Raw genomic sequence first — 20,958 nt, 5'->3', positions numbered from 1 at the left:
CTTAACGGGCCATTCCCAGACCGACGATGTTGGCGGCGATGATGATCACCACGCAGCCGAGGCTCAGGACGCTCACCGGACGACGACCGGCGTTGTTCCACTCCTTCAGCACCAGACCCACCAGACCGCCGCACAGTACGTAGAAGCTCATGTGCAGCATCCAGCTCATATAGTCATACTGCGCCGGAATGCTGGCGTGGCCCCAGGCATAGAAGAAGAACTGGAGATACCACATCAGGCCGCCGAGGGCGGAAAGCAGCAGGTTGCTGATGATGAGGGGTTTGGCCAGCGAGAAATCGGCTTTGACGGACAGGCTCTTCACTTTTGCCAGACGAATAAAGCAGAAGCCAAGGTTAACCAGCGCCCCGCCGCCCATAATCACCACGTAGCTTGGCAGCGCCGCATATAACGGGTCGACGCCGAGCGCCGCGGCGGCATCATGCATCGGTTTGGCGGCGTTCATCGCGAACGACATCCCTGCCGAGAAGATACCGCACATCACCGCCAGCAGAAGCCCTCTCTTCAGATTGAACTCTTCGGCTTTGATGCCCATTTTGCGCTCTTTCAGCTGGCCCGCGCGGGTGACGATGCCAACGCCAACCACCGCCACCAGCACGCCGAGCAGCGTCATTTGACCGCCCTGGGTGTGCATCAGCACTGAAAACTGACCGTTAATAATCGGCGTCATCAGCGTACCGACAATCAGCGTGATGCCAATGGCGATGCCAATCCCCATCGACATGCCGAGATAGCGCATGGTCAGGCCATAGTTGATATTACCGATACCCCACATGGCGCCGAACAGAAAGACCGGCAGCAGCGTGGAGGCGTTAAAGGAACGGTAGTAGGCCCAGAAATCGGGTAACAGCGTGGCGCTGATGGCCCAGGGCAGGATCAGCCAGGAGACGATCCCCCCGACCGACCACATGGTTTCCCACGACCAGTGTTTTACTTTCTTGAACGGGGCATAGAAACAGGCGGCACTGGCGGCCCCTATCAAATGCCAAAAAATACCCATCGTAATCGCGTGGTTCATTGATTTTATCCTCATCTTTTTTTATCGGAGACGGCGGCTTCCGATGCGATGAGTGTAAAAATTAGCCGCTTTGGCCGCCTTCAGGACGTTGCCACAGGATGGCGAACTCTGGCAACCATGGGCTTAATTAGTTGTTCTACATCACAAAACGGCGGGTATTTCTTCTGGTTATATCCATATGAAAAATACGGCATTGATAAGCATTTTCAATACCATTTAATTAACTATAATGGACAAACTGCTTACGCGGCGTTAACACTTGAGCCGCTCGACAATAATGGAGATGATTATGAGCTATACCCTGCCATCCCTGCCGTACGCTTACGATGCTCTGGAACCGCACTTCGACAAGCAGACGATGGAGATCCATCACACCAAACACCATCAGACCTACGTGAACAATGCCAACGCCGCGCTGGAAAGCCTGCCGGAGTTCGCTAACCTGTCCGCTGAAGAGCTGATCACCAAGCTGGATCAGCTGCCGGCTGACAAAAAAACCGTACTGCGTAACAACGCCGGCGGCCACGCGAACCACAGCCTGTTCTGGAAAGGCCTGAAAACCGGTACCACTCTGCAGGGCGACCTGAAAGCGGCTATCGAGCGCGATTTCGGCTCTGTGGACAACTTCAAAGCGGAATTTGAAAAAGCCGCTGCTACCCGTTTCGGTTCCGGCTGGGCGTGGCTGGTCCTGAAAGGTGACAAACTGGCCGTTGTCTCCACCGCTAACCAGGATTCCCCGCTGATGGGCGAAGCCATTTCCGGCGCTTCCGGCTTCCCGATCCTGGGTCTGGACGTGTGGGAACACGCTTACTACCTGAAATTCCAGAACCGTCGCCCGGACTACATCAAAGCCTTCTGGGATGTGGTGAACTGGGACGAAGCTGCAGCGCGTTTTGCCGCCAAAAAATAAGGTTGCAATGTGCTAAGAGAGAAGCGAGTCTGATGGCTCGCTTTTTTTATATCGGTAGCAAGGAGAGCAGAGATGCATTATCCGGTGAATGTCTTTGTTGGCAAAATCAGGGACTACACGGGCAGTCGTCCCAGCGCGATCGGCAAAATCCAGGTTGACGGCGAGTTGCAGCTCGGCGATCTCGGTCTCGAAGGGGATGAGCAGGCGGAGAAGAAAATCCACGGCGGGCCGGACCGCGCGTTGTGTCACTATCCGCGCGAACACTATGCCGACTGGATCCGTGAATTCCCCCAGCAGGCCGATCGGTTCTGCGCCCCGGCGTTCGGCGAAAACCTCTCCACCACCGGGCTCACCGAACAAAACGTCTACATTGGCGATATCTTTCGCTGGGGCGAGGCGCTGATCCAGGTCACCCAGCCGCGCTCTCCGTGCTTCAAGCTCAACTTTCATTTTTCGATCAATGACATGGCTCAGCTGATGCAAAACAGCGGGAAGACCGGCTGGTTGTATCGGGTGATCGCCGGGGGGAAAGTCTCCAGCGATGCGCCGCTCGAGCTGGTCTCTCGCCTGAGTGAGGTCAGCGTCCATGAGGCCGGAGCGATTGCCTGGCATATGCCGTTTGATGACGATCAGTACCACCGCTTATTGTCGGCCGCGGGCCTGTCGGTGAGCTGGAGCAGAACCATGCAGAAGCGCCGTTTAAGCGGCAAGATCGAAGATAATTCACGGAGATTATGGGGGAAATAATTCCCCCATATTGAGTATTTCCGGGGATGCTCCCGGCTTAGCGTAGCGCAAGCCGGGATAGCATCAGGTGCGCTTATACAGCGGCAGCCAGAGGGTTAAGCGCAGACCGCCCAGCGGGCTGTCGTCGGCCTTCACCCAGCCACGGTGCTGCTGAATAGCGGTTTCGACAATCGCCAGCCCCAGGCCGGTGCCGCCGGACTCGCGGTCGCGCGCCTCGTCGGTCCGGTAGAATGGCCGGAAAATCTGCTCGCGATCCTCCGGACTGACTCCCGGGCCGTCGTCATCGACGTTAACCGTAATCCCGTCTTTATCCACCGAGAAGCTGACGGAAATCTTCGTGTGCGAGTAGCGCAGGGCGTTGCGGACGATGTTCTCCAGCGCGCTTTCCAGCGCATTGGGGTTACCGTACAGCGGCCACGGGCCCGGAGGATACTCAACGGTGAAGGATTTACCCATCTGCTCGGCTTCAAACGCCGCGTTGTCCAGCACTTCGCTCCACAGCTGATTGGCTTTGACCGTCTCGCTCACCAGGGCATTTTTCGCCTGATTGCGCGACATCACCAGCAGGTCGTTGATCATGCTGTCCAGCCGGTGCGCTTCAGTTTCGATTCGCTCCAGCTCCTTGCTCTCACCGCTGCGGCGGCGCAGCAGGGCGGTGCCCAGCTGCAGGCGCGTAAGCGGCGTGCGCAGCTCGTGCGAGATATCGGACAGTAGCCGTTGCTGGCTGGTCATCATCCGCTCCAGGGCCGTCACCATTTGGTTAAAGCTGGCGCCGGCGGCTAAAAACTCCTGCGGTCCAGCTTCCAGCTCCGGATGCTGCCGCAGGTTGCCCTGGGCGACCTCGTCGGCGGCATTTTTCAGCTTACGCGCTGGTTTCGCCAGGCTCCACGCCAGCCACAGCAGCAGCGGGGCGCTAACCAGCATTGTGACGATCAGCAGCAGCAGCGGCCGGTCAAACAGCAGGTTGATAAAGTCGGATTGTGAGGTGCTGGCGGGACGGATCAGATACAGCTGATAGTTATCCTCCCCATCCCTGACGGAGAAAGGGCCCACCATTTCCAGGCGGCCATAGCGTTTTTTCTGCGGATGATCGGCGTTATCGGCCTGGCCGATAAAGTTGCGAATGATCTGCATCTCGTTGCGTTCTGCGCCGATCACGCGGCCTTCGCTGGTCACCAGCAGCAGGCGTTGCCCAGGAGGCGCCCATTTATCGATGGCGCGAAACAGACGACGCCACCACATCAGGTCGTTTGGCGGATCGTTGGCCAGCTCGGCCTCGACGTGCTGCTCGATCATGATGCCTTGACGCTGCTCGCTTTCCAGCAGCTCGGTCATCTGCCGGGAGTCCAGTTTGGGCAACATCAGCACCAGCATCAACACCAGCGCCAGCGTGAGCCAGAAGATGGCGAAGATGCGTGCAGTCAAACTTCCAATCATGAAGCGGAAACCATCAGATACCCGCGGCCACGCAGCGTTTTAAACCACGGATGGCCATCTTTGCGCTCCGGCAGCTTACGCCGCAGGTTGGAAATATGCATATCGATAGCGCGGTCGAACGGCGTCAGGCGCTTGCCTAACACTTCCTGGCTTAAATGTTCGCGTGACACCACCTGGCCGAGATGCTGCGCTAACAGATAGAGCAGGGTGAACTCGGTGCCGGTGAGCTCCAGCGTCTGGCCATCGAAATTGGCTTCCTGACGGCCCGGATTGAGGCTTAAGGCATCCACTTCCAGGGTCGGCGAACCGGCTTCGGTCGTCTGCTGCTGTTCGCTCCAGTGGGAACGGCGCAGAATCGCGCGTATACGCGCCACCAGTTCACGATCGTTGAACGGCTTAGGCAAATAGTCATCTGCGCCCAGCTCGAGGCCGAGAACGCGATCCAGCTCGCTCCCGCGCGCTGTTAGCATGATAACCGGTGTCTGGTGTGTCTGACGCAGCTCTTTCAGCGTATCGATACCGTTTTTCTTCGGCATCATTACGTCGAGCAGCAATAAATCAATGCTGTCGTCCAGAAGGGCCAGCGCCTGTTCCCCATCATGGGCCACCAGCACGTTAAAACCTTCCATATCGAGCAGCTCTTTTAACAGGGAGGTGAGCTCCCGGTCATCATCAACTAACAGGATTTTATTCATTGTTTAAATACCTCCGAGGCAGAAATTACGTCATCAAGGCCCGCTAATCCATGACTTTACGTTGTTTTACACCCCCTGACGCATGTTTGCAGCCTGAATCGTAGACTGTCTCTCGTTGAATCGCGACACAAACGTTTTGGGAGTATGTGATGCGCAATGTTATCGCTGCCGTCATGGCCTCAACGCTGGCGCTAAGTGCAATTAGCCAGGCCGCTGAAGTCGTTACCAGCGTTAACTGGCTCCCCGGAGACGAAGGGGGACAGCGCGGTAGCCAGAGCCATATGTTTGACGGCATAAGTTTAACCGAGCAGCAACGTCAGCAGTTACGGGATCTTATGCAACGGGCGCGCCACGACAGGCTCCCCGTTAATGTTAGCGAAATGGAGACAATGCATCGCCTTGTCACCGCAGAAAATTTTGATGAAAACGCTGTGCGCGCTCAGGCAGAAAAGATGGCGCAGGAACAGGTTGCTCGCCAGGTCGAGATGGCTAAGGTCCGCAACCAGATGTACCACCTGCTTACGCCAGAGCAGCAAGCGGTTTTAAATGCTAAGCACCAGCAACGTATGGATCAGTTGCGTGAGGTTGCAAGGATGCAGAAAGGCTCAGCGATGATGCTTTCGAGTAGTAGCAACACCCTGCAACCCCAGTAACAAACCCTGTTTTCCTTGCCATAGACACCATCCCTGTCTTCCCCCCTCATGATGAGGGGGTTTTTTTTGCCCTTTTTTCGGCAAATCAACTTCTTCGCCTTTCCCGTGAGCGTCACAAGTTCAGGTTATACTAAGCGCAGTGCAGGAGAAGGAGCCTATATGAATCAATCTTATGGCCGGTTGGTCAGCCGCGCCGCTATCGCTGCGACAGCGATGGCCTCTGCGTTACTTTTGATCAAAATTTTTGCGTGGTGGTATACCGGTTCAGTCAGTATTCTGGCTGCGCTGGTGGATTCGCTGGTGGATATTGCCGCCTCGCTGACCAACCTGCTGGTGGTTCGCTATTCGCTGCAACCGGCTGATGAAGAACACACCTTTGGCCACGGCAAAGCGGAGTCGCTGGCGGCGCTGGCGCAAAGCATGTTTATCTCCGGCTCGGCGCTGTTCCTGTTTCTCACCGGTATTCAGCACCTGGTGCGTCCGGAGCCGCTGCAGGCCGCCGGCGTCGGGGTCGTTGTGACGCTGATCGCTCTCGTCAGCACGCTGGCGCTGGTGACTTTCCAGCGCTGGGTGGTGCGAAAAACCCAGAGCCAGGCGGTGCGGGCGGATATGCTTCATTATCAGTCTGATGTTATGATGAACGGCGCCATTCTGGTGGCGCTGGGCCTATCCTGGTACGGCTGGCATCGCGCCGATGCGTTGTTTGCCTTAGGAATTGGCATCTATATTTTATATAGCGCGCTGCGGATGGGCTATGAGGCGGTTCAGTCGTTACTCGACCGCGCTTTGCCTGACGAGGAGCGTCAGGACATTATCACCATCGTGACCGCATGGCCCGGCATCCGCGGGGCGCACGATCTACGAACGCGGCAGTCAGGGCCGACCCGCTTTATTCAGATTCATTTGGAAATGGAAGATAACCTCCCGCTGGTGCAAGCCCACGTGATTGCAGACCAGGTGGAGCAGGCGATTCTGCGCCGTTTCCCGGGATCCGATGTCATTATCCATCAGGATCCCAGTTCTGTGGTGCCAGCGGCGCAGCAGGGCTTTTTTGAGCGTTAGGTTATAGTCTGTAAATTCGATGTAAAAATGTGGGTCAGCTCGGCATTTTTTGTATAAATTACCGCCGTTTGGTCTGACCTGAATCAATTCAGCTTGAGGCGTTTGATATACTATTGTCATTAGCGTCGTGCACTCCTGGTGAGGGAGCGCTTCAGGCAACAGAATTATTTTTTGCTTCCTAAGTTCAGAGGTAGTCATGATTAAGAAAATCGGTGTGTTGACAAGTGGCGGTGATGCGCCGGGCATGAACGCAGCAATTCGTGGCGTTGTGCGCGCGGCATTAACGGAAGGTCTGGAAGTTTTTGGAATCTATGACGGTTACCTCGGCTTGTACGAAGACCGTATGGTTCAGCTCGACCGTTACAGCGTTTCCGACATGATCAACCGCGGCGGCACCTTCCTGGGCTCCGCTCGCTTCCCGGAATTCCGCGAAGAACACATCCGCGCTGTGGCTATCGAAAACATGAAGAAGCGCGGCCTGGACGCGCTGGTGGTTATCGGTGGTGACGGGTCCTATATGGGGGCGATGCGCCTGACCGAGATGGGCTTCCCTTGCATCGGCCTGCCGGGCACCATCGACAACGATATCAAAGGCACTGACTACACCATCGGCTTCTTCACCGCTCTGAGCACCGTGGTGGAAGCGATTGACCGTCTGCGCGACACCTCCTCTTCGCACCAGCGTATCTCCGTGGTGGAAGTGATGGGCCGTTACTGCGGCGACCTGACTCTGGCGGCGGCGATTGCTGGCGGCTGTGAGTTCATCATGGTGCCGGAAGTGGAATATACCCGCGACGATCTGGTGGCTGAAATCAAAGCCGGCATCGCGAAAGGGAAAAAACACGCTATCGTGGCGATCACCGAGCACATGTGCGACGTTGACGAGCTGGCAAGCTACATCGAGAAAGAGACCGGCCGTGAAACCCGCGCCACCGTCCTCGGCCACATTCAGCGCGGTGGTTCCCCGGTTCCTTACGACCGTATCCTGGCTTCCCGCATGGGCGCCTATGCGATTGAGCTGCTGCTGCAGGGCCATGGCGGCCGTTGCGTCGGCATCCAGAACGAGAAGCTGGTGCACCACGACATCATCGATGCCATCGAGAACATGAAGCGTCCGTTCAAGAACGACTGGCTGGATTGCGCGAAGAAACTGTACTAAGTTACGCGCCGGATAAACAAAAGGCCTTCTCATGGAGAAGGCCTTTTTTATGGCGCAAGGTTTATTCGATATCCAGCGGGTCTTCCGACAGGATCATCCCGGTGTTATCGGCATACAGATGGTCGCCGCTGAAGAAGGTCACGCCGCCGAAATTGACGCGCACGTCGCTTTCGCCGATGCCTTCGCCAGCCGCGCCGACCGGAATGGCCGCCAGCGCCTGGATGCCGATATCCAGTTCCTCAAGGTCGTCAACCTGGCGCACCGCGCCATAGACCACCAACCCTTCCCATTCATTCTGTACGGCCAGACGCGCCAGGTCAGCGTCAATTAACGCGCGTCGTACTGAGCCGCCGCCGTCGATCAGGAGAATATGACCACGGCCATTCTGCTCGAGCAGATCGTAGAGCAACCCGTTATCCTCGAAACATTTTACCGTAATGATCTGTCCACCAAACGACGACCGTCCTCCAAAGTTAGAGAACAGCGGTTCCACGACGTTGACATCTTCCTGGTAGATGTCACAAAGCTCGGAAGTATCGTATTTCATAGGCTTAACGTTCAGTTGCTGCGAGAGTTTTTAGTATATCCCGCGAATCGCATTGTTGGCAAAATCATCAATTGTTAATTGATATTTGTCAGTTAAGCAGCCAGCTTACTGGCAATAATCCCGATAACAAACAGCAGGTTGGTCAGTAAAGCCCCTTTGACCGTCTTTTCGAGCATCGGCCGCATCGCCAGCGGATCGGATTCGCGCAGGACGTAACGCGCCTGTTTGACCAGCAGCGGCGTGGCGAGAATAAACAGCCAGCCCCAGGCTGAATGCAGCGCCAGCAGGTTAAACAGCGCCAGACACAGCAGGGCGCCGAGCAGCAGGCAGGCATGATAGCGGCGGGCATTCACCGGCCCCAGGCGCACGGCGAGGGTGTTCTTCCCGTTCTGCCGGTCGCTGTCGATATCACGCAGGTTATTGATATTCAGCACGGCGGTCGCCAGCAGACCGCAGGCCGTTGCCGGCAGAAAGATGGCCGCTTCCACATTATGCGCTTGCAGATACCAGCTGCCGAGGACGCTCAGCCAGCCGAAGAAAACGAGTACCGAAATATCACCAAGGCCGATATAACCATACGGGCGGGTGCCCACCGTGTAGGTGATGGCGGCCACGATCGACAAGCCACCCAGCGCGAGGAAGCCGATGAAATCGCCGACGCTCTGCCAGGCGACGCACAGCAGCGCCAGACCAAACAGACAGATCAGCGCGACGGTGACAATCAGGGCGCGCTTCATCTGCTGGGGGGTAATCACCCCTTTCTGCATCCCGCGCAGCGGCCCGATGCGGTCCGGTTTATCGCTCCCCTTGACCGCGTCGCCGTAGTCATTGGCGAGGTTGGAAAGAATTTGCAGCAAGCCGGCGGTGATCAGCGCCAGCAGGGCGACCCAGGGATCAAAATGTCCCTGCTCCCAGGCAAGGACGGTGCCAACAATAATCGCGGCAAATGCCAGCGGTAACGTTTTAGGACGCAGGCTTTCCAGCCACGCCTGAGAACGGCTGATATCAGTCATAGTTATTCTAGCCAATAAAAATGGGGGCGATAGCCCCCATCAACAGTGATGAAAATGCATTGCACCGGATTATAGGATAAAACGGCTCAGATCTTCATCTGCCACCAGAACATCCAGGTGCTTACTCACATATTCGGCATCGATAGTGACGGTCTGGCCGTTCATCTCGCTGGCATCATAGGAGATATCTTCCACCAGGCGCTCCAGCACGGTGTGCAGACGGCGCGCACCGATGTTCTCGGTGGTTTCGTTTACCTGCCATGCGGCCTGAGCGATACGCTTGATACCGTCTTCGGTAAATTCGATATTCACCCCTTCGGTCGCCATCAGCGCCTTGTACTGCACGGTGATGGAGGCGTTCGGTTCAGTCAGGATGCGCTCAAAGTCGTGGGTGGTCAGCGCCTTCAACTCAACGCGGATCGGCAGACGCCCCTGCAGTTCCGGGATCAGATCGGACGGGCTGGCCACCTGGAACGCGCCCGAGGCGATGAACAGGATGTGGTCGGTCTTGACCATCCCGTGCTTAGTGGAGACGGTGCAGCCTTCCACCAGCGGCAGCAGGTCGCGCTGTACGCCTTCACGGGAGACGTCCGGGCCGGAGGTGTTGCCGCCGCGCTTACAGATTTTGTCGATTTCGTCGATAAAGACGATACCGTGCTGCTCTACAGCGTCGATGGCCTCCTGCTTCAGCTCTTCCGGATTGACCAGTTTGGCCGCTTCTTCTTCAATCAGCAGCTTCATTGCGTCTTTGATTTTCAGCTTACGCGGTTTCTGCTTCTGGCCGCCGAGGTTCTGGAACATGGACTGCAGCTGGCTGGTCATCTCTTCCATGCCCGGAGGGGACATGATTTCAACGCCCATCGGCGCCGCGGCGAGATCGATTTCAATCTCTTTATCGTCCAGCTGGCCTTCACGCAGTTTCTTACGGAACGCCTGGCGCGCCGCAGACGGTTCCTGCGACGGCTCAGTCTGGCCCCAGTTGTTCTTCGCCGGTGGGATCAGCACGTCAAGTACGCGCTCTTCAGCCAGCTCTTCCGCGCGGTAACGGTTCTTTTCAATGGACTGCATACGAACCATTTTGATCGCCGCATCGGTCAGATCGCGGATGATAGAATCCACTTCTTTACCGACATAGCCCACTTCGGTGAACTTCGTCGCTTCAACTTTAATAAACGGCGCGTTGGCCAGTTTCGCCAGACGACGAGCGATTTCGGTTTTACCGACGCCGGTTGGGCCGATCATCAGAATGTTTTTCGGCGTGACTTCATGACGCAGCTCTTCGTTAAGCTGCATCCGGCGCCAGCGGTTACGCAGGGCGATAGCAACAGAACGCTTGGCGGCGTCCTGGCCGATAATGTGTTTGTCCAGTTCGCTGACAATTTCGCGTGGGGTCATTTCAGACATGGGAGATCCTTACGCTTTAGAAGGTAATTCTTCGATGGTGTGGAAATGGTTGGTATAGATGCAGATATCACCTGCAATATCCAACGCTTTCTCGGCGATATCGCGCGCGCCCATATCGGTGTTTTCCAGCAGCGCGCGGGCCGCGGCCTGGGCGTAAGGACCGCCGGAGCCGATAGCAATCAAATCGTTTTCCGGCTGTACCACGTCACCGTTACCGGTGATGATAAGCGACGCGTTTTCGTCCGCGACGGCCAGCAGCGCTTCCAGCTTGCGCAACATCCGATCGGTTCGCCAGTCTTTAGCCAGCTCAACGGCGGCCTTCACCAGATGGCCCTGGTGCATTTCCAGTTTACGTTCAAACAGTTCGAACAGCGTGAAGGCGTCGGCGGTGCCACCAGCGAAACCGGCAATCACTTTGTCGTTGTACAGACGACGCACTTTTTTCACGTTGCCCTTCATTACGGTGTTGCCCAGCGTGGCCTGGCCATCACCGGCAATAACAACATGGCCGTTACGGCGAACACTTACAATTGTAGTCACGAGCAGACCCCTTGGTTGCAAAAGCGGAACAGGGGCCCCGCGCTGTCCGCGGGGCCGAATGCAATTATAGATGGGGGGGTTTTTGAGGGTTTCAACCCCTGGCGGCGAGACGAATGCAGTTCGCGTGTCCAGCCATCTTCAGGCGGGTGATCATCTCGTTGGCGCTTTCTTTGCCTTTCAGCGGGCCAATGACCACGCGGTTCCAGCCGTTGTTGGTGGTGATGTGCGAAGCAAACCCTTCGAAAGCCAGCTGAGCGCGGACGGTTTCGGCCTGCTCGGCGCCTTTAAAGGAGCCGCACTGGATCATCCAGCTACGATCGTCTTTCTTCTCGGCGGTGGTTTTCGGCGCTTCTTCCACCCGAGTTACCGGCGCCGCGGCCTGGGTACGCGGCTGCGTGTTATTGGTATGCGCTGGCGTCTGCAGCAGATCCTGGTACGGCTGCTGGTTTGACGCGGTCTGCTTCGGCTGTTGCTGCTGGACCGGCTTCGGCTGCTGAACGCGCGGCGGCTGCTGCACGGTCTGCGGCTGAGTTTGCGCCCACTGTTGCTGTTGCGCCTGCTGCTGTTGCTGCGCTAAACGCTGGCGCTGTAGCGTCTGCTGGCGCTGGGCCGGCGTTTGTTCGTTCCACGGCACTTCGGTCAGCTGAGTCGGCTGTTGACGCATATCGGCCTGCATCTGGGCCAGCAGCTGGCGCTGTTCGTCAGTCAGCTGCTCCGGTTTCATCACTTCGCCGCCGGCGGTCGGTTCGGTCGGCGCGCGAACGCCCGGCTGTCGGCTTTCCAGCTCTTTAATATAGCGCCAACGCTCTTCCGGTTTTGGCGGCAAGCCGTTGCCGGCGGCCTGGCGATTTTGCATCGCTTCCGCTTCTTCTTTCTTATGGTGCGTAATGAAATAGAGTCCACCGATAAAGGCCACCAGCACAGCCGCCGCGATCGCCACCATAGCCGGTGAAATTGCCGGAAGGCTGCTTTGCTTATTCCTTGAGCTTCGGGTAGTGCTCTTTTTGCGCCGCGAAGAAGCCGGTTGGCTGCGGCGTACATAATCTCGTTGTGCCACTATCGTTTCGCTGTCTTATATTCGTTCGTCAGCCCGCCATGTTACTTAAGCGGCGGGCCTTTGACCAGAAGAGCAGGCCCGAAAGCCTGATGGTTATCGTCTGATTTTTTGCGTACTGCCGCGAACTATCAGTTCGCAATCGAGCAGGCGCGAGCCGCTGTTCACGTTATGACCCTGCATTTGCTCAAGTAATAGCAGCATTCCTTCACGGCCGATATCAAAACGCGGCTGTGACACGGTGGTCAATGGCGGATCGCAAAATTCAGACAACGCGATGTTATCGAAGCCGACAATCGACAGGTCGTCCGGCACTTTCAGACCGCGGCGTTTCGCCAGCGATAAGGCGCCCAGCGCCATCACATCGCTATGGCAAAAGACCGCCGTGGGCGGTACCGGCTGCGACAGCAGCTGCTCCAGCGCATTGGCGCCAGCTTCGAAGGTAAAGTTGCCGCGAGCGATATAGTGCGGATCAACGGTGATACCGCTGCGGCGCAGCGCCTGCACGTAACCCTGCAGGCGATAATGGCACAGCGGCATATCTTCCGGGCCGGCGATGCAGCCGATACGCTGGTGTCCCAGCTCGTGAAGGTAGTTTACCGCGTTAAAGGCCGCCGTCAGGTTATCGATGTGGACGGTGGGCAGCTCCAGCTCCGGCGCGAACTCGTTCGACATGACCATCGGTGGCAAATTGCGCTGCTCTTCCACGCTGGCGTCAAACGGCAGGCGCGAGCTGAGCAGCACCATGCCGTCAATCTGCTTGGTGATGATAAGGTCGATAAAGGTTTTTTCTTTCTGATTCTGGTGGGCGCAATCGCCGATTAACACCAGATATCCATGCTCGGCGGCAGTGACTTCAATACCGCGGATCACTTCGCTAAAAAAGGGATCGCAGATATCCGGGACGATCACGAGGATCGTCCGCGATTCGTTGCGCTTCATATTGCGTCCGAGCGACTGCGGTAAATAGCCGACTTCCAGCGCCGCCTGCTCGACCCGGTTACGGGTGGCTTGCGACACCTTATCAGGGTTCATCAACGCTCGGGACACGGTTGCCGTGGAAACGTTTGCCTTTAAGGCGACGTCTTTCATGGTGGCGGCAACCACTTGTTTTTTGGGCTTCACCTGGTTTCTCCTCGCTGAATGGCGCTGGCATTTCCCTTGCGCGCTAACTGCTGCATCTTTTTTATCAGATAGTCGCGGCAGTGAGTTACAGAATTTTCATGAAAAACGTGATGCTTGTTGAATTTTTCGATCCGGCTCGCAAGAGAAGGCTTACCCTTCAATAGGATCGACATCCAGCACCCACTTCACTTTTTTCGCCTCCGGCAGCGTATTGATCAGCGCCAGCGTACCGCTGACGATATGCTGCAGGCGCACCCGCGAAGGATGCTGCAGCAATATCTGCCACCGCCAGCGGCCGCCGCGCTTCGGCGCCAGCGCCGGAACCGGACCGAGCACCCATAGCTTGTCGTCGGCCAGCGGACTGGCCTGCAGCAGATTGCGCAGCTGCTGTAAAAACAGCGGCGCCTGCTGGTTGTTATGGTCTTCCGCACGAATCAGCACATGGCTGGTCCACGGCGGTAGCTGCATTGTCTGCCGCTCTGCCAGCGCCTGTTCGGCGAAAGCGTCGTAGCCTTTATACAGCAGGGTCTGCAGCAGAGGGTGTTCCGGATGGTGGGTTTGCAGGATCACTTCGCCCTGTTTTCCTGCCCGCCCCGCTCGCCCGGAGACCTGGGTATAGAGCTGAGCGAAACGCTCGGCGGAGCGGAAATCCGCGGAAAACAGCGCCCCGTCGACGTCCAGCAGGGAGACGAGGGTGACGTCCGGGAAGTGGTGGCCTTTGGCCAGCATCTGGGTGCCAATTAAAATACGCGCCCCACCGCGATGGACGGCGGCGAGATGCTCTTCCAGCGCCCCTTTGCGGCTGGTGGTATCGCGGTCGATACGCGAGATAGGCACGTCAGGAAACAGCGGCGCCAGGGCCTGCTCCAGCTGTTCGGTGCCGATACCCACCGGCACCAGGTGCGTGGAGCCGCAGGAGGGGCACTGGCGCGGGATAGGGCGCTGACTGTCGCAATGGTGGCAGCGCAGATGGTGCTGCGCCTGGTGCAACGTATAGTAGCTGTCGCAGCGCGGACATTCCGCTATCCAGCCGCAGTCGTGGCACAGCAGCGCTGGCGCAAAGCCGCGGCGGTTAAGAAACAGGATCACCTGGTTATCCGCCTGCAGATGCTGACGCATACGGCCAATCAGCGCGGGAGACAGACCCGCCTGCAGCGGTTGCCCTTTGAGATCGAGCACGTGCTGCTGGGCAGGGCGCGCATTGCCCGCGCGTTTGCTTAAGGTTAACTGGCGGTATTTGCCCTGGCGGACGTTATGCAGGGTCTCCAGCGCCGGCGTCGCCGAGCCGAGAATTATCGGGATCTGTTCGCTGTGGGCGCGCCATACCGCCAGGTCGCGGGCATGGTAGCGCCAGCCCTCCTGCTGCTTGTAGGAGCTGTCATGCTCTTCGTCGATGACGATGACGCCGAGGTCTTTAAACGGGGTAAACAGCGAGGAGCGGGTGCCGATCACAATGGCCGCTTCGCCGTTTTTCGCCTTCAGCCAGGCCGAGAGACGTTCGCTGTCATTGAGCCCGGAGTGCAGGACTTCCACCGGCGCGTTAAAGCGCTGGCGAAAACGGGCGATGGTTTGCGGCGTCAGGCCGATCTCTGGCACCATCACCAGCGCCTGGCGCCCCTGCGCCAGCACATTCTCCAGCACGCTCAAATACACTTCCGTTTTCCCGGAGCCGGTAATACCCGCCAGCAGCCAGGCGGAGAAGCGATCGGCGGCGCTGTGGATCGCGCCGACGGCGGTGGCCTGCTCGGTATTAAGACGCAGGCGTTCGCCAGCCACCGAATACGCGCTGCGCCAGTCGGTGAGGGCGGGCGCTTCGCAGGCCAGCTCCGCCAGCCCTTTGCCGCGCAGCGCCTGCAGCGCCGCTTCATTAAATTCCAGTTCGCCGACCTGATGACGCCAGATTTTGCCCTGGCGCAGCGCCGCCAGCGCCTGCTGCTGCTTCGGCGAGCGTTTCAGACCGTTAAGATCGACGGCCTGCCCCTGCTCGGTGGCGAACCAGTACCACAGCGGCGTAGCGCTGGCGGGTTTACCCTGGCGCAGCAGAATGGGCAACGCATGGAACAGCACATCGCCGATCGGGTGATGGTAGTACTCAGCCGCCCACATCAGCAACCGCCAGACGGTACCGGAGAAGACCGGTTCGTCGTCCAGCGCTTCCGCGACCGGTTTTAGCTCGTCCAGCGGCAGCTCGCTGCGCTCGCTGACCGCCGCGACAATGCCGATCCGCTCCTGTTTGCCGAACGGCACCCGCACCCGACAGCCCGCTTTGACCGCCATGCCGTCAGGCAGCAGATAGTCAAAGGTGCGCGGTAGCGGAACGGGTAGGGCAACGTGGGCGACGGGCATGTCATCTTCCTGACTTGAAATCTGGCGGGATAGTATACACATTACGATAAGGCGGCGCGGATCAGTTTGCATATGCTGGTCAAATTCTGTATGATTCGCCGCCTTTGATGCGCTTTATATCGCATTGAAGATTGACCATTACCGTGTGCTTCACGCTGTCAGCAGCGTAGAGGGCGACGGGAAATTACTAATATCGCGTGGTGTCTGGCGTTAGGGCTGGAAGAGCGACGCGGCCTTAACTGAGGTTCTCCCATGAAAAAAGGTATTCACCCAAATTACGACGAAATTACTGCTACCTGTTCTTGCGGTAATGTCATGAAAATCCGCTCCACTGTAGGTCATGACCTGAACCTCGACGTGTGCGGCAAATGCCACCCGTTCTTCACCGGCAAACAGCGTGATGTTGCTACCGGTGGCCGTGTTGACCGCTTCAACAAGCGCTTCAGCATCCCGGGCAGCAAGTAAGTTGCCAGAAGAAGCCGCCTCAGGGCGGCTTTTTTGTGTCTCTCGCCTGCCTGGGCGAGAAAGAAAAAGGGCGGAAGAGTGCTTCCGCCCTTTTTATTGTCTCAGTATTCCCACGTATCCGGGTCGATACCCAGTTCACGCATAATCGCTTTCGCTGCTTCCGGGATCTCATCGCTGCGCTCTTTACGCAGGTCTTCATCGTTAGGCAACGGTTGTCCGGTAAAGGCATGCAGGAACGCTTCGCACAGCAGCTCGCTGTTGGTCGCGTGACGCAGGTTATTCACCTGACGACGCGTACGTTCATCGGTGAGGATTTTTAACACCTTCAGAGGAATGGAAACCGTAATTTTCTTTACTTGCTCACTCTTCTTACCGTGCTCAGCGTATGGGCTGATATATTCGCCGCTCCATTCAGCCATGAGATACCTTAATCCTCTGTTTATTAGTGAAGGGCCAGAATATTCCGCCCGGGCTATAATTGCGCGTAGTTTACCGTAAGCGCAGGCTTTCTGACATGAGATAAGCCGCCGCCGACGTGCGCTAATGCATATAATTTTAACGGCTATTTGCACTTTGCTCAATCTATACGCAAAGAAGTTTAGATGTCCAGATGTATTGACGTCTATTGTGACAATGATTACTCTGGAGCCTGACTTTTCACCGATTCAGCCCAGGAACTTCCCAACATGACGCGTAAACAGGCCACCATCGCAGTGCGTAGCGGTTTAAATGACGACGAGCAGTACGGTTGCGTTGTCCCGCCGATCCACCTCTCCAGTACCTATAACTTCACCGACTTTAATGAACCTCGCGCTCACGACTACTCCCGCCGCGGCAACCCGACGCGTGATGTGGTGCAGCGTGCCTTAGCGGAGCTGGAGGGCGGCGCTGGCGCGGTGCTGACCAATACCGGTATGTCGGCGATCCTGCTGGTGACGACGGTGTTCCTTAAGCCTGGCGATCTGCTGGTGGCGCCGCACGACTGCTACGGCGGCAGTTACCGTCTGTTCGATAGCCTGGCGAAGCGCGGCTGCTATCGCGTTCAGTTCGTCGATCAAAACGATGAGCAGGCGCTGCGGGCGGCGCTGGCGGAAAAACCGAAGCTGGTGCTGGTCGAAAGCCCAAGTAATCCATTGCTGCGGGTAGTGGATATTGCGAAAATCTGTGGTCTGGCGCGCGAAGCCGGGGCGATCAGCGTGGTCGATAACACCTTCCTGAGTCCGGCGCTGCAAAACCCGCTGGCGCTGGGCGCCGATCTGGTGTTGCACTCCTGTACTAAATACCTTAATGGTCACTCTGATGTAGTGGCCGGGGTGGTGATTGCCAGCGATCCGGCGACTGTCACTGAACTGGCATGGTGGGCGAATAATATTGGCGTCACCGGCAGCGCCTTCGACAGCTATCTGCTGTTGCGCGGGCTGCGGACGCTTTCTCCACGCATGGAAGTGGCGCAGCGTAATGCCCTGGCGATTGTCGAGTATCTGAAAACCCAGCCGCTGGTGAAAAAGCTGTATCATCCGTCGCTGCCGGAAAACCAGGGGCATGAAATTGCGGCGCGTCAGCAAAAAGGTTTTGGCGCAATGTTAAGCTTCGAGCTGGACGGTGACGAGCAGACGCTGCGCCGTTTCCTGAGCGGGCTGTCGCTGTTTACACTGGCGGAATCGCTGGGGGGCGTTGAAAGCCTGATTTCCCATGCGGCAACGATGACGCATGCCGGCATGGCGCCTGAAGCGCGTGCCGCCGCCGGAATTTCAGAAACGCTCCTGCGTATTTCGACCGGTATTGAAGATGGTGAAGATTTAATTGCCGACCTGGAAAATGGCTTCCGGGCAGCAAACGAGGAATAAAGATGAGTGTGATTGCGCAGGCAGGGGCGAAGGGTCGTCAGCTGCACAAATTTGGTGGGAGTAGTTTAGCGGATGCGAAATGTTACCTGCGCGTCGCGGGGATCATGAAGGAGTATTCGCAGGCGGGGGACATGATGGTCGTCTCCGCCGCTGGCAGCACCACCAACCAGCTGATCAGCTGGCTTAAGCTTAGCCAGAGCGATCGCCTTGCTGCGCATCAGGTTCAGCAGTCGCTTCGCCGCTATCACACCGAACTGATTGGCGGTCTGGTGGAGCCTGCGGCGGCGGATACGCTGATAGCCGCCTTTATCCACGACCTTGAGCGTCTGGCTGGTCTGCTGGACGGCGGGGTTTCCGAAGCGGTCTATGCGGAAGTGGTCGGCCATGGGGAAGTGTGGTCCGCGCGCCTGATGGCGGCGGTTCTCAACCAGCTGGGAATGGAAGCCGCCTGGCTTGACGCGCGCGCGTTCCTGCGCGCGGAACGTGCCGCGCAGCCGCAGGTGGATGAAGGATTATCCTATCCACTGCTGCAGCAGCTGATGGCGCAGCATCCTAACAAACGTCTGGTGGTGACCGGCTTTATCTCCCGCAACCAGGCCGGTGAAACCGTCCTGCTGGGCCGTAACGGGTCTGACTACTCCGCCACCCAGATCGGTGCGCTGGCGGGCGCTTCCCGCGTCACTATCTGGAGCGACGTCGCCGGGGTGTACAGCGCGGATCCGCGCAAGGTGAAAGACGCCTGTCTGCTGCCGCTGCTGCGTCTGGACGAAGCCAGCGAGTTAGCGCGTCTGGCCGCGCCGGTGCTCCATGCCCGCACGCTACAGCCGGTTTCCGCCAGCGATATCGATCTGCAGTTACGCTGTAGCTATACGCCGGAACAGGGTTCCACGCGCATTGAGCGCGTACTGGCCTCCGGTACTGGCGCCCGGATTGTCACCAGCCATGACGACGTCTGCCTGGTGGAGTTCCAGGTGCCGGCCGGTCAAGATTTCAAACTGGCGCATAAAGAGCTGGACGCCCTGCTCAAACGCGCCCAGCTGCGCCCGTTAGCCGTTGGCGTCCATGCCGACCGCAAGCTGCTGCAGTTTTGCTATACCTCCGAGGTGGCCGACAGCGCGCTGAAGCTGCTCGATGAAGCAGGTCTGCCGGGCGAGCTGCGTCTGCGTCAGAAGCTGGCGCTGGTGGCGATGGTGGGCGCTGGCGTCACCCGTAACCCCCTGCATTGCCACCGTTTCTGGCAGCAGCTGAAAGGGCAGCCAGTGGAGTTCACCTGGCAGTCGGAAGAAGGAATCAGCCTGGTGGCCGTGCTGCGCGCCGGGCCGACGGAAAGCCTGATCCAGGGGCTGCACCAGTCCTTGTTTCGTGCCGAAAAGCGTATTGGCCTGATGCTGTTCGGCAAAGGAAACATCGGTTCCCGCTGGCTGGAGCTGTTCGCCCGTGAACAAACCACGCTCTCGGCGCGCACCGGCTTTGAGTTTGTTCTCGCCGGCGTGGTCGACAGTAAACGCAGTCTGCTGAACTATGACGGGCTGGACGCCAGCCGGGCGCTGGCTTTCTTCAACGATGAAGCGGTGGAGCAGGATGAAGAGTCGCTGTTCCTGTGGATGCGCGCGCACCCGTACGATGATTTAGTGGTGCTGGACGTCACCGCCAGCGAACAGCTGGCCGACCAGTATCTTGATTTCGCCAGCCATGGCTTCCACGTGATCAGCGCCAACAAGCTGGCGGGGGCCAGCAGCAGCGATAAGTATCGCCAGATCCACGACGCGTTTGAGAAGACGGGGCGCCACTGGTTGTATAACGCCACCGTGGGCGCCGGCTTGCCGGTGAACCATACGGTGCGCGACCTGATCGACAGCGGCGATACCATCCTCGGCCTGAGCGGTATCTTCTCGGGAACGCTCTCCTGGCTGTTCCTGCAGTTCGATGGCACCGTGCCGTTCACCGACCTGGTGGATCAGGCGTGGCAGCAGGGGCTGACCGAGCCGGATCCGCGCGTCGATCTGTCCGGTAAAGATGTGATGCGCAAGCTGGTGATCCTCGCGCGGGAAGCGGGCTATGACATCGAACCGGATCAGGTGCGCGTGGAATCACTGGTCCCGGCGCACTGTGAAGAGGGTTCGGTCGATCACTTCTTTGAGAATGGCGAAGAGCTGAACGAGCAGATGCTGCAGCGCCTGGAGGCGGCCCGCGAGATGGGGCTGGTGCTCCGCTACGTGGCGCGCTTTGATGCCAACGGCAAAGCTCGCGTCGGCGTGGAAGCGGTACGCGAAGAGCACCCGCTGGCGGCGCTGCTGCCGTGCGATAACGTGTTTGCTATCGAAAGCCGCTGGTATCGTGATAATCCGTTGGTGATCCGCGGGCCCGGCGCCGGGCGTGACGTGACCGCCGGGGCGATCCAGTCGGATATTAACCGTCTGGCGCAGCTGCTGTAATCCCGAGAAAAAGACCAGGCCAGGCCTGGTCTTTTTTGTTAGTGCGCCGCAAAAACTGCTTTAGCGGCAAACAGGCCGTTTAGCGCCGCCGGGAATCCGGCGTAGACCGCCATCTGCATGATCACTTCCGTAATTTCCTCTTGCGTCAGACCAACATTTAATCCCGCGGCAATATGCACTTTCAGCTGCGGCTCGGCGTTACCCAGCGCGGTGAGCGCGGCGATGGTGGCGATTTCCCGGCTGCGCAAATCAAGCCCTGGCCGGGCGTAAATATCGCCGAAGGGGAACTCAATCAGATAGCGGGCGAAGTCGGGGGCGATATCCCGCAGGCTGTCGACGACGGCTTCCCCGCCGCGACCGTCCACGCGCTGAAGCATTTCCTGACCGGTGATATAACGTTCGCTGGACATCGTTTTTTCCTCTCTGTGATGATGCGTTGAGAGGAAGGGTAGGGAAGTTTGCCGGACTTGAGTAATACCCTTT

Annotated in this window: 20 protein-coding genes; 8 read left to right on the top strand and 12 right to left on the bottom strand. The window is 58.1% G+C overall.

The window, feature by feature from the left end; genetic code table 11:
- Nucleotide 1: 1 nt before the first annotated feature.
- Complete coding sequence (gene rhaT, locus KHQ24_RS21245) at nucleotides 2-1,036, bottom strand: L-rhamnose/proton symporter RhaT (RefSeq protein WP_004203667.1); 1,035 nt, start codon at nucleotides 1,034-1,036, stop codon at nucleotides 2-4.
- 289 nt (nucleotides 1,037-1,325) lie between these two features.
- Here rhaT and sodA point away from each other — a divergent pair, with 289 nt between their 5' ends.
- Nucleotides 1,326-1,946 carry a superoxide dismutase [Mn] gene (gene sodA, locus KHQ24_RS21240; protein WP_004203668.1) on the top strand — a complete coding sequence of 207 codons (621 nt, stop codon included), beginning with the start codon at nucleotides 1,326-1,328 and terminating at the stop codon, nucleotides 1,944-1,946.
- A 72-nt stretch (nucleotides 1,947-2,018) separates the two neighbouring features.
- Entirely contained in the window at nucleotides 2,019-2,693 is a 675-nt protein-coding gene (gene yiiM / locus KHQ24_RS21235) for a 6-hydroxyaminopurine reductase (protein ID WP_017899824.1), read from the top strand.
- Nucleotides 2,694-2,756: 63 nt separating this feature from the next.
- Here the strand turns inward: yiiM and cpxA are convergent, their stop codons facing one another.
- Together cpxA and cpxR are read right to left on the bottom strand one after the other, a co-directional pair.
- Nucleotides 2,757-4,130 carry an envelope stress sensor histidine kinase CpxA gene (gene cpxA / locus KHQ24_RS21230; protein WP_004203670.1) on the bottom strand — a complete coding sequence of 458 codons (1,374 nt, stop codon included), beginning with the start codon at nucleotides 4,128-4,130 and terminating at the stop codon, nucleotides 2,757-2,759.
- A complete protein-coding gene (gene cpxR / locus KHQ24_RS21225) occupies nucleotides 4,127-4,825 on the bottom strand; it encodes an envelope stress response regulator transcription factor CpxR (RefSeq protein WP_004203671.1) in 699 nt (232 codons plus the stop codon). Before cpxR ends, cpxA begins: the two co-directional genes overlap by 4 nt.
- 149 nt (nucleotides 4,826-4,974) lie before the next feature.
- On the opposite strand from cpxR, the gene cpxP reads away from it, so the two are divergent.
- The 3 genes from cpxP (at nucleotide 4,975) to pfkA (ending at nucleotide 7,699) form a co-directional block, all read left to right on the top strand.
- The gene (gene cpxP / locus KHQ24_RS21220) at nucleotides 4,975-5,478 is read left to right on the top strand and encodes a cell-envelope stress modulator CpxP (RefSeq protein ID WP_004203672.1); all 504 of its coding nucleotides are present in this window, start codon (nucleotides 4,975-4,977) and stop codon (nucleotides 5,476-5,478) included.
- A 159-nt stretch (nucleotides 5,479-5,637) separates the two neighbouring features.
- Nucleotides 5,638-6,540 carry a CDF family cation-efflux transporter FieF gene (gene fieF, locus KHQ24_RS21215; protein ID WP_002882907.1) on the top strand — a complete coding sequence of 301 codons (903 nt, stop codon included), beginning with the start codon at nucleotides 5,638-5,640 and terminating at the stop codon, nucleotides 6,538-6,540.
- Between the two features lie 196 nt (nucleotides 6,541-6,736).
- The gene (gene pfkA / locus KHQ24_RS21210) at nucleotides 6,737-7,699 is read left to right on the top strand and encodes a 6-phosphofructokinase (protein WP_002882911.1); all 963 of its coding nucleotides are present in this window, start codon (nucleotides 6,737-6,739) and stop codon (nucleotides 7,697-7,699) included.
- A gap of 61 nt (nucleotides 7,700-7,760) precedes the next feature.
- Here pfkA and rraA read toward each other — a convergent pair whose 3' ends face one another.
- From rraA to priA, 7 genes are all read right to left on the bottom strand, one after another.
- Complete coding sequence (gene rraA / locus KHQ24_RS21205; RefSeq protein ID WP_002882913.1) at nucleotides 7,761-8,246, bottom strand: ribonuclease E activity regulator RraA; 486 nt, start codon at nucleotides 8,244-8,246, stop codon at nucleotides 7,761-7,763.
- 92 nt (nucleotides 8,247-8,338) lie between these two features.
- Nucleotides 8,339-9,259 carry a 1,4-dihydroxy-2-naphthoate polyprenyltransferase gene (gene menA / locus KHQ24_RS21200; RefSeq protein WP_004203673.1) on the bottom strand — a complete coding sequence of 307 codons (921 nt, stop codon included), beginning with the start codon at nucleotides 9,257-9,259 and terminating at the stop codon, nucleotides 8,339-8,341.
- Nucleotides 9,260-9,328: 69 nt separating this feature from the next.
- Complete coding sequence (hslU, locus tag KHQ24_RS21195) at nucleotides 9,329-10,663, bottom strand: HslU--HslV peptidase ATPase subunit (RefSeq protein ID WP_004203674.1); 1,335 nt, start codon at nucleotides 10,661-10,663, stop codon at nucleotides 9,329-9,331.
- Nucleotides 10,664-10,672: 9 nt separating this feature from the next.
- Nucleotides 10,673-11,203: an ATP-dependent protease subunit HslV gene (hslV, locus tag KHQ24_RS21190; RefSeq protein ID WP_002882918.1), complete on the bottom strand. Its 531-nt coding sequence runs from the start codon at nucleotides 11,201-11,203 to the stop codon at nucleotides 10,673-10,675.
- Between the two features lie 91 nt (nucleotides 11,204-11,294).
- Entirely contained in the window at nucleotides 11,295-12,260 is a 966-nt protein-coding gene (gene ftsN / locus KHQ24_RS21185) for a cell division protein FtsN (RefSeq protein WP_122542745.1), read from the bottom strand.
- 93 nt (nucleotides 12,261-12,353) lie between these two features.
- Complete coding sequence (gene cytR, locus KHQ24_RS21180) at nucleotides 12,354-13,382, bottom strand: DNA-binding transcriptional regulator CytR (RefSeq protein WP_004203676.1); 1,029 nt, start codon at nucleotides 13,380-13,382, stop codon at nucleotides 12,354-12,356.
- Between the two features lie 150 nt (nucleotides 13,383-13,532).
- Nucleotides 13,533-15,728 carry a primosomal protein N' gene (gene priA / locus KHQ24_RS21175; RefSeq protein WP_004203677.1) on the bottom strand — a complete coding sequence of 732 codons (2,196 nt, stop codon included), beginning with the start codon at nucleotides 15,726-15,728 and terminating at the stop codon, nucleotides 13,533-13,535.
- 252 nt (nucleotides 15,729-15,980) lie between these two features.
- Between priA and rpmE the strand changes: the two genes are divergently transcribed.
- The gene (rpmE, locus tag KHQ24_RS21170) at nucleotides 15,981-16,193 is read left to right on the top strand and encodes a 50S ribosomal protein L31 (RefSeq protein WP_002882922.1); all 213 of its coding nucleotides are present in this window, start codon (nucleotides 15,981-15,983) and stop codon (nucleotides 16,191-16,193) included.
- A gap of 101 nt (nucleotides 16,194-16,294) precedes the next feature.
- Here the strand turns inward: rpmE and metJ are convergent, their stop codons facing one another.
- On the bottom strand, nucleotides 16,295-16,612 hold the full coding sequence (gene metJ, locus KHQ24_RS21165; protein ID WP_002882924.1) for a met regulon transcriptional regulator MetJ: 318 nt from the start codon (nucleotides 16,610-16,612) through the stop codon (nucleotides 16,295-16,297).
- A gap of 267 nt (nucleotides 16,613-16,879) precedes the next feature.
- On the opposite strand from metJ, the gene metB reads away from it, so the two are divergent.
- Nucleotides 16,880-18,040, top strand: a complete 1,161-nt coding sequence (gene metB, locus KHQ24_RS21160; protein ID WP_032455465.1) for a cystathionine gamma-synthase — start codon at nucleotides 16,880-16,882, stop codon at nucleotides 18,038-18,040.
- A 2-nt stretch (nucleotides 18,041-18,042) separates the two neighbouring features.
- Entirely contained in the window at nucleotides 18,043-20,475 is a 2,433-nt protein-coding gene (locus tag KHQ24_RS21155; RefSeq protein WP_017899821.1) for a bifunctional aspartate kinase/homoserine dehydrogenase II, read from the top strand.
- A gap of 38 nt (nucleotides 20,476-20,513) precedes the next feature.
- Here the strand turns inward: KHQ24_RS21155 and KHQ24_RS21150 are convergent, their stop codons facing one another.
- The gene (locus KHQ24_RS21150) at nucleotides 20,514-20,885 is read right to left on the bottom strand and encodes a carboxymuconolactone decarboxylase family protein (protein WP_017899820.1); all 372 of its coding nucleotides are present in this window, start codon (nucleotides 20,883-20,885) and stop codon (nucleotides 20,514-20,516) included.
- Nucleotides 20,886-20,958: the final 73 nt, after the last annotated feature.

The organism is Klebsiella sp. 54 (genome assembly GCF_018223875.1).
In the GTDB taxonomy this organism is placed as follows: Bacteria; Pseudomonadota; Gammaproteobacteria; order Enterobacterales; family Enterobacteriaceae; genus Klebsiella; species Klebsiella quasipneumoniae.
The sequence above is the reverse complement of the archived record's forward strand: the minus strand, read 5'-3'. Positions and strand labels throughout refer to the sequence as shown.

Coding starts and splice junctions, on each gene's coding strand:
- menA (WP_004203673.1), bottom strand. CDS start 9,259: ATGACTGATATCAGCCGTTCTCAGGCGTGGCTGGAAAGCCTGCGTCCT.
- rpmE (WP_002882922.1), top strand. CDS start 15,981: ATGAAAAAAGGTATTCACCCAAATTACGACGAAATTACTGCTACCTGT.
- KHQ24_RS21155 (WP_017899821.1), top strand. CDS start 18,043: ATGAGTGTGATTGCGCAGGCAGGGGCGAAGGGTCGTCAGCTGCACAAA.
- rraA (WP_002882913.1), bottom strand. CDS start 8,246: ATGAAATACGATACTTCCGAGCTTTGTGACATCTACCAGGAAGATGTC.
- fieF (WP_002882907.1), top strand. CDS start 5,638: ATGAATCAATCTTATGGCCGGTTGGTCAGCCGCGCCGCTATCGCTGCG.
- priA (WP_004203677.1), bottom strand. CDS start 15,728: ATGCCCGTCGCCCACGTTGCCCTACCCGTTCCGCTACCGCGCACCTTT.
- yiiM (WP_017899824.1), top strand. CDS start 2,019: ATGCATTATCCGGTGAATGTCTTTGTTGGCAAAATCAGGGACTACACG.
- cpxP (WP_004203672.1), top strand. CDS start 4,975: ATGCGCAATGTTATCGCTGCCGTCATGGCCTCAACGCTGGCGCTAAGT.
- pfkA (WP_002882911.1), top strand. CDS start 6,737: ATGATTAAGAAAATCGGTGTGTTGACAAGTGGCGGTGATGCGCCGGGC.
- KHQ24_RS21150 (WP_017899820.1), bottom strand. CDS start 20,885: ATGTCCAGCGAACGTTATATCACCGGTCAGGAAATGCTTCAGCGCGTG.
- metB (WP_032455465.1), top strand. CDS start 16,880: ATGACGCGTAAACAGGCCACCATCGCAGTGCGTAGCGGTTTAAATGAC.
- rhaT (WP_004203667.1), bottom strand. CDS start 1,036: ATGAACCACGCGATTACGATGGGTATTTTTTGGCATTTGATAGGGGCC.
- hslU (WP_004203674.1), bottom strand. CDS start 10,663: ATGTCTGAAATGACCCCACGCGAAATTGTCAGCGAACTGGACAAACAC.
- sodA (WP_004203668.1), top strand. CDS start 1,326: ATGAGCTATACCCTGCCATCCCTGCCGTACGCTTACGATGCTCTGGAA.
- metJ (WP_002882924.1), bottom strand. CDS start 16,612: ATGGCTGAATGGAGCGGCGAATATATCAGCCCATACGCTGAGCACGGT.
- cpxA (WP_004203670.1), bottom strand. CDS start 4,130: ATGATTGGAAGTTTGACTGCACGCATCTTCGCCATCTTCTGGCTCACG.
- cpxR (WP_004203671.1), bottom strand. CDS start 4,825: ATGAATAAAATCCTGTTAGTTGATGATGACCGGGAGCTCACCTCCCTG.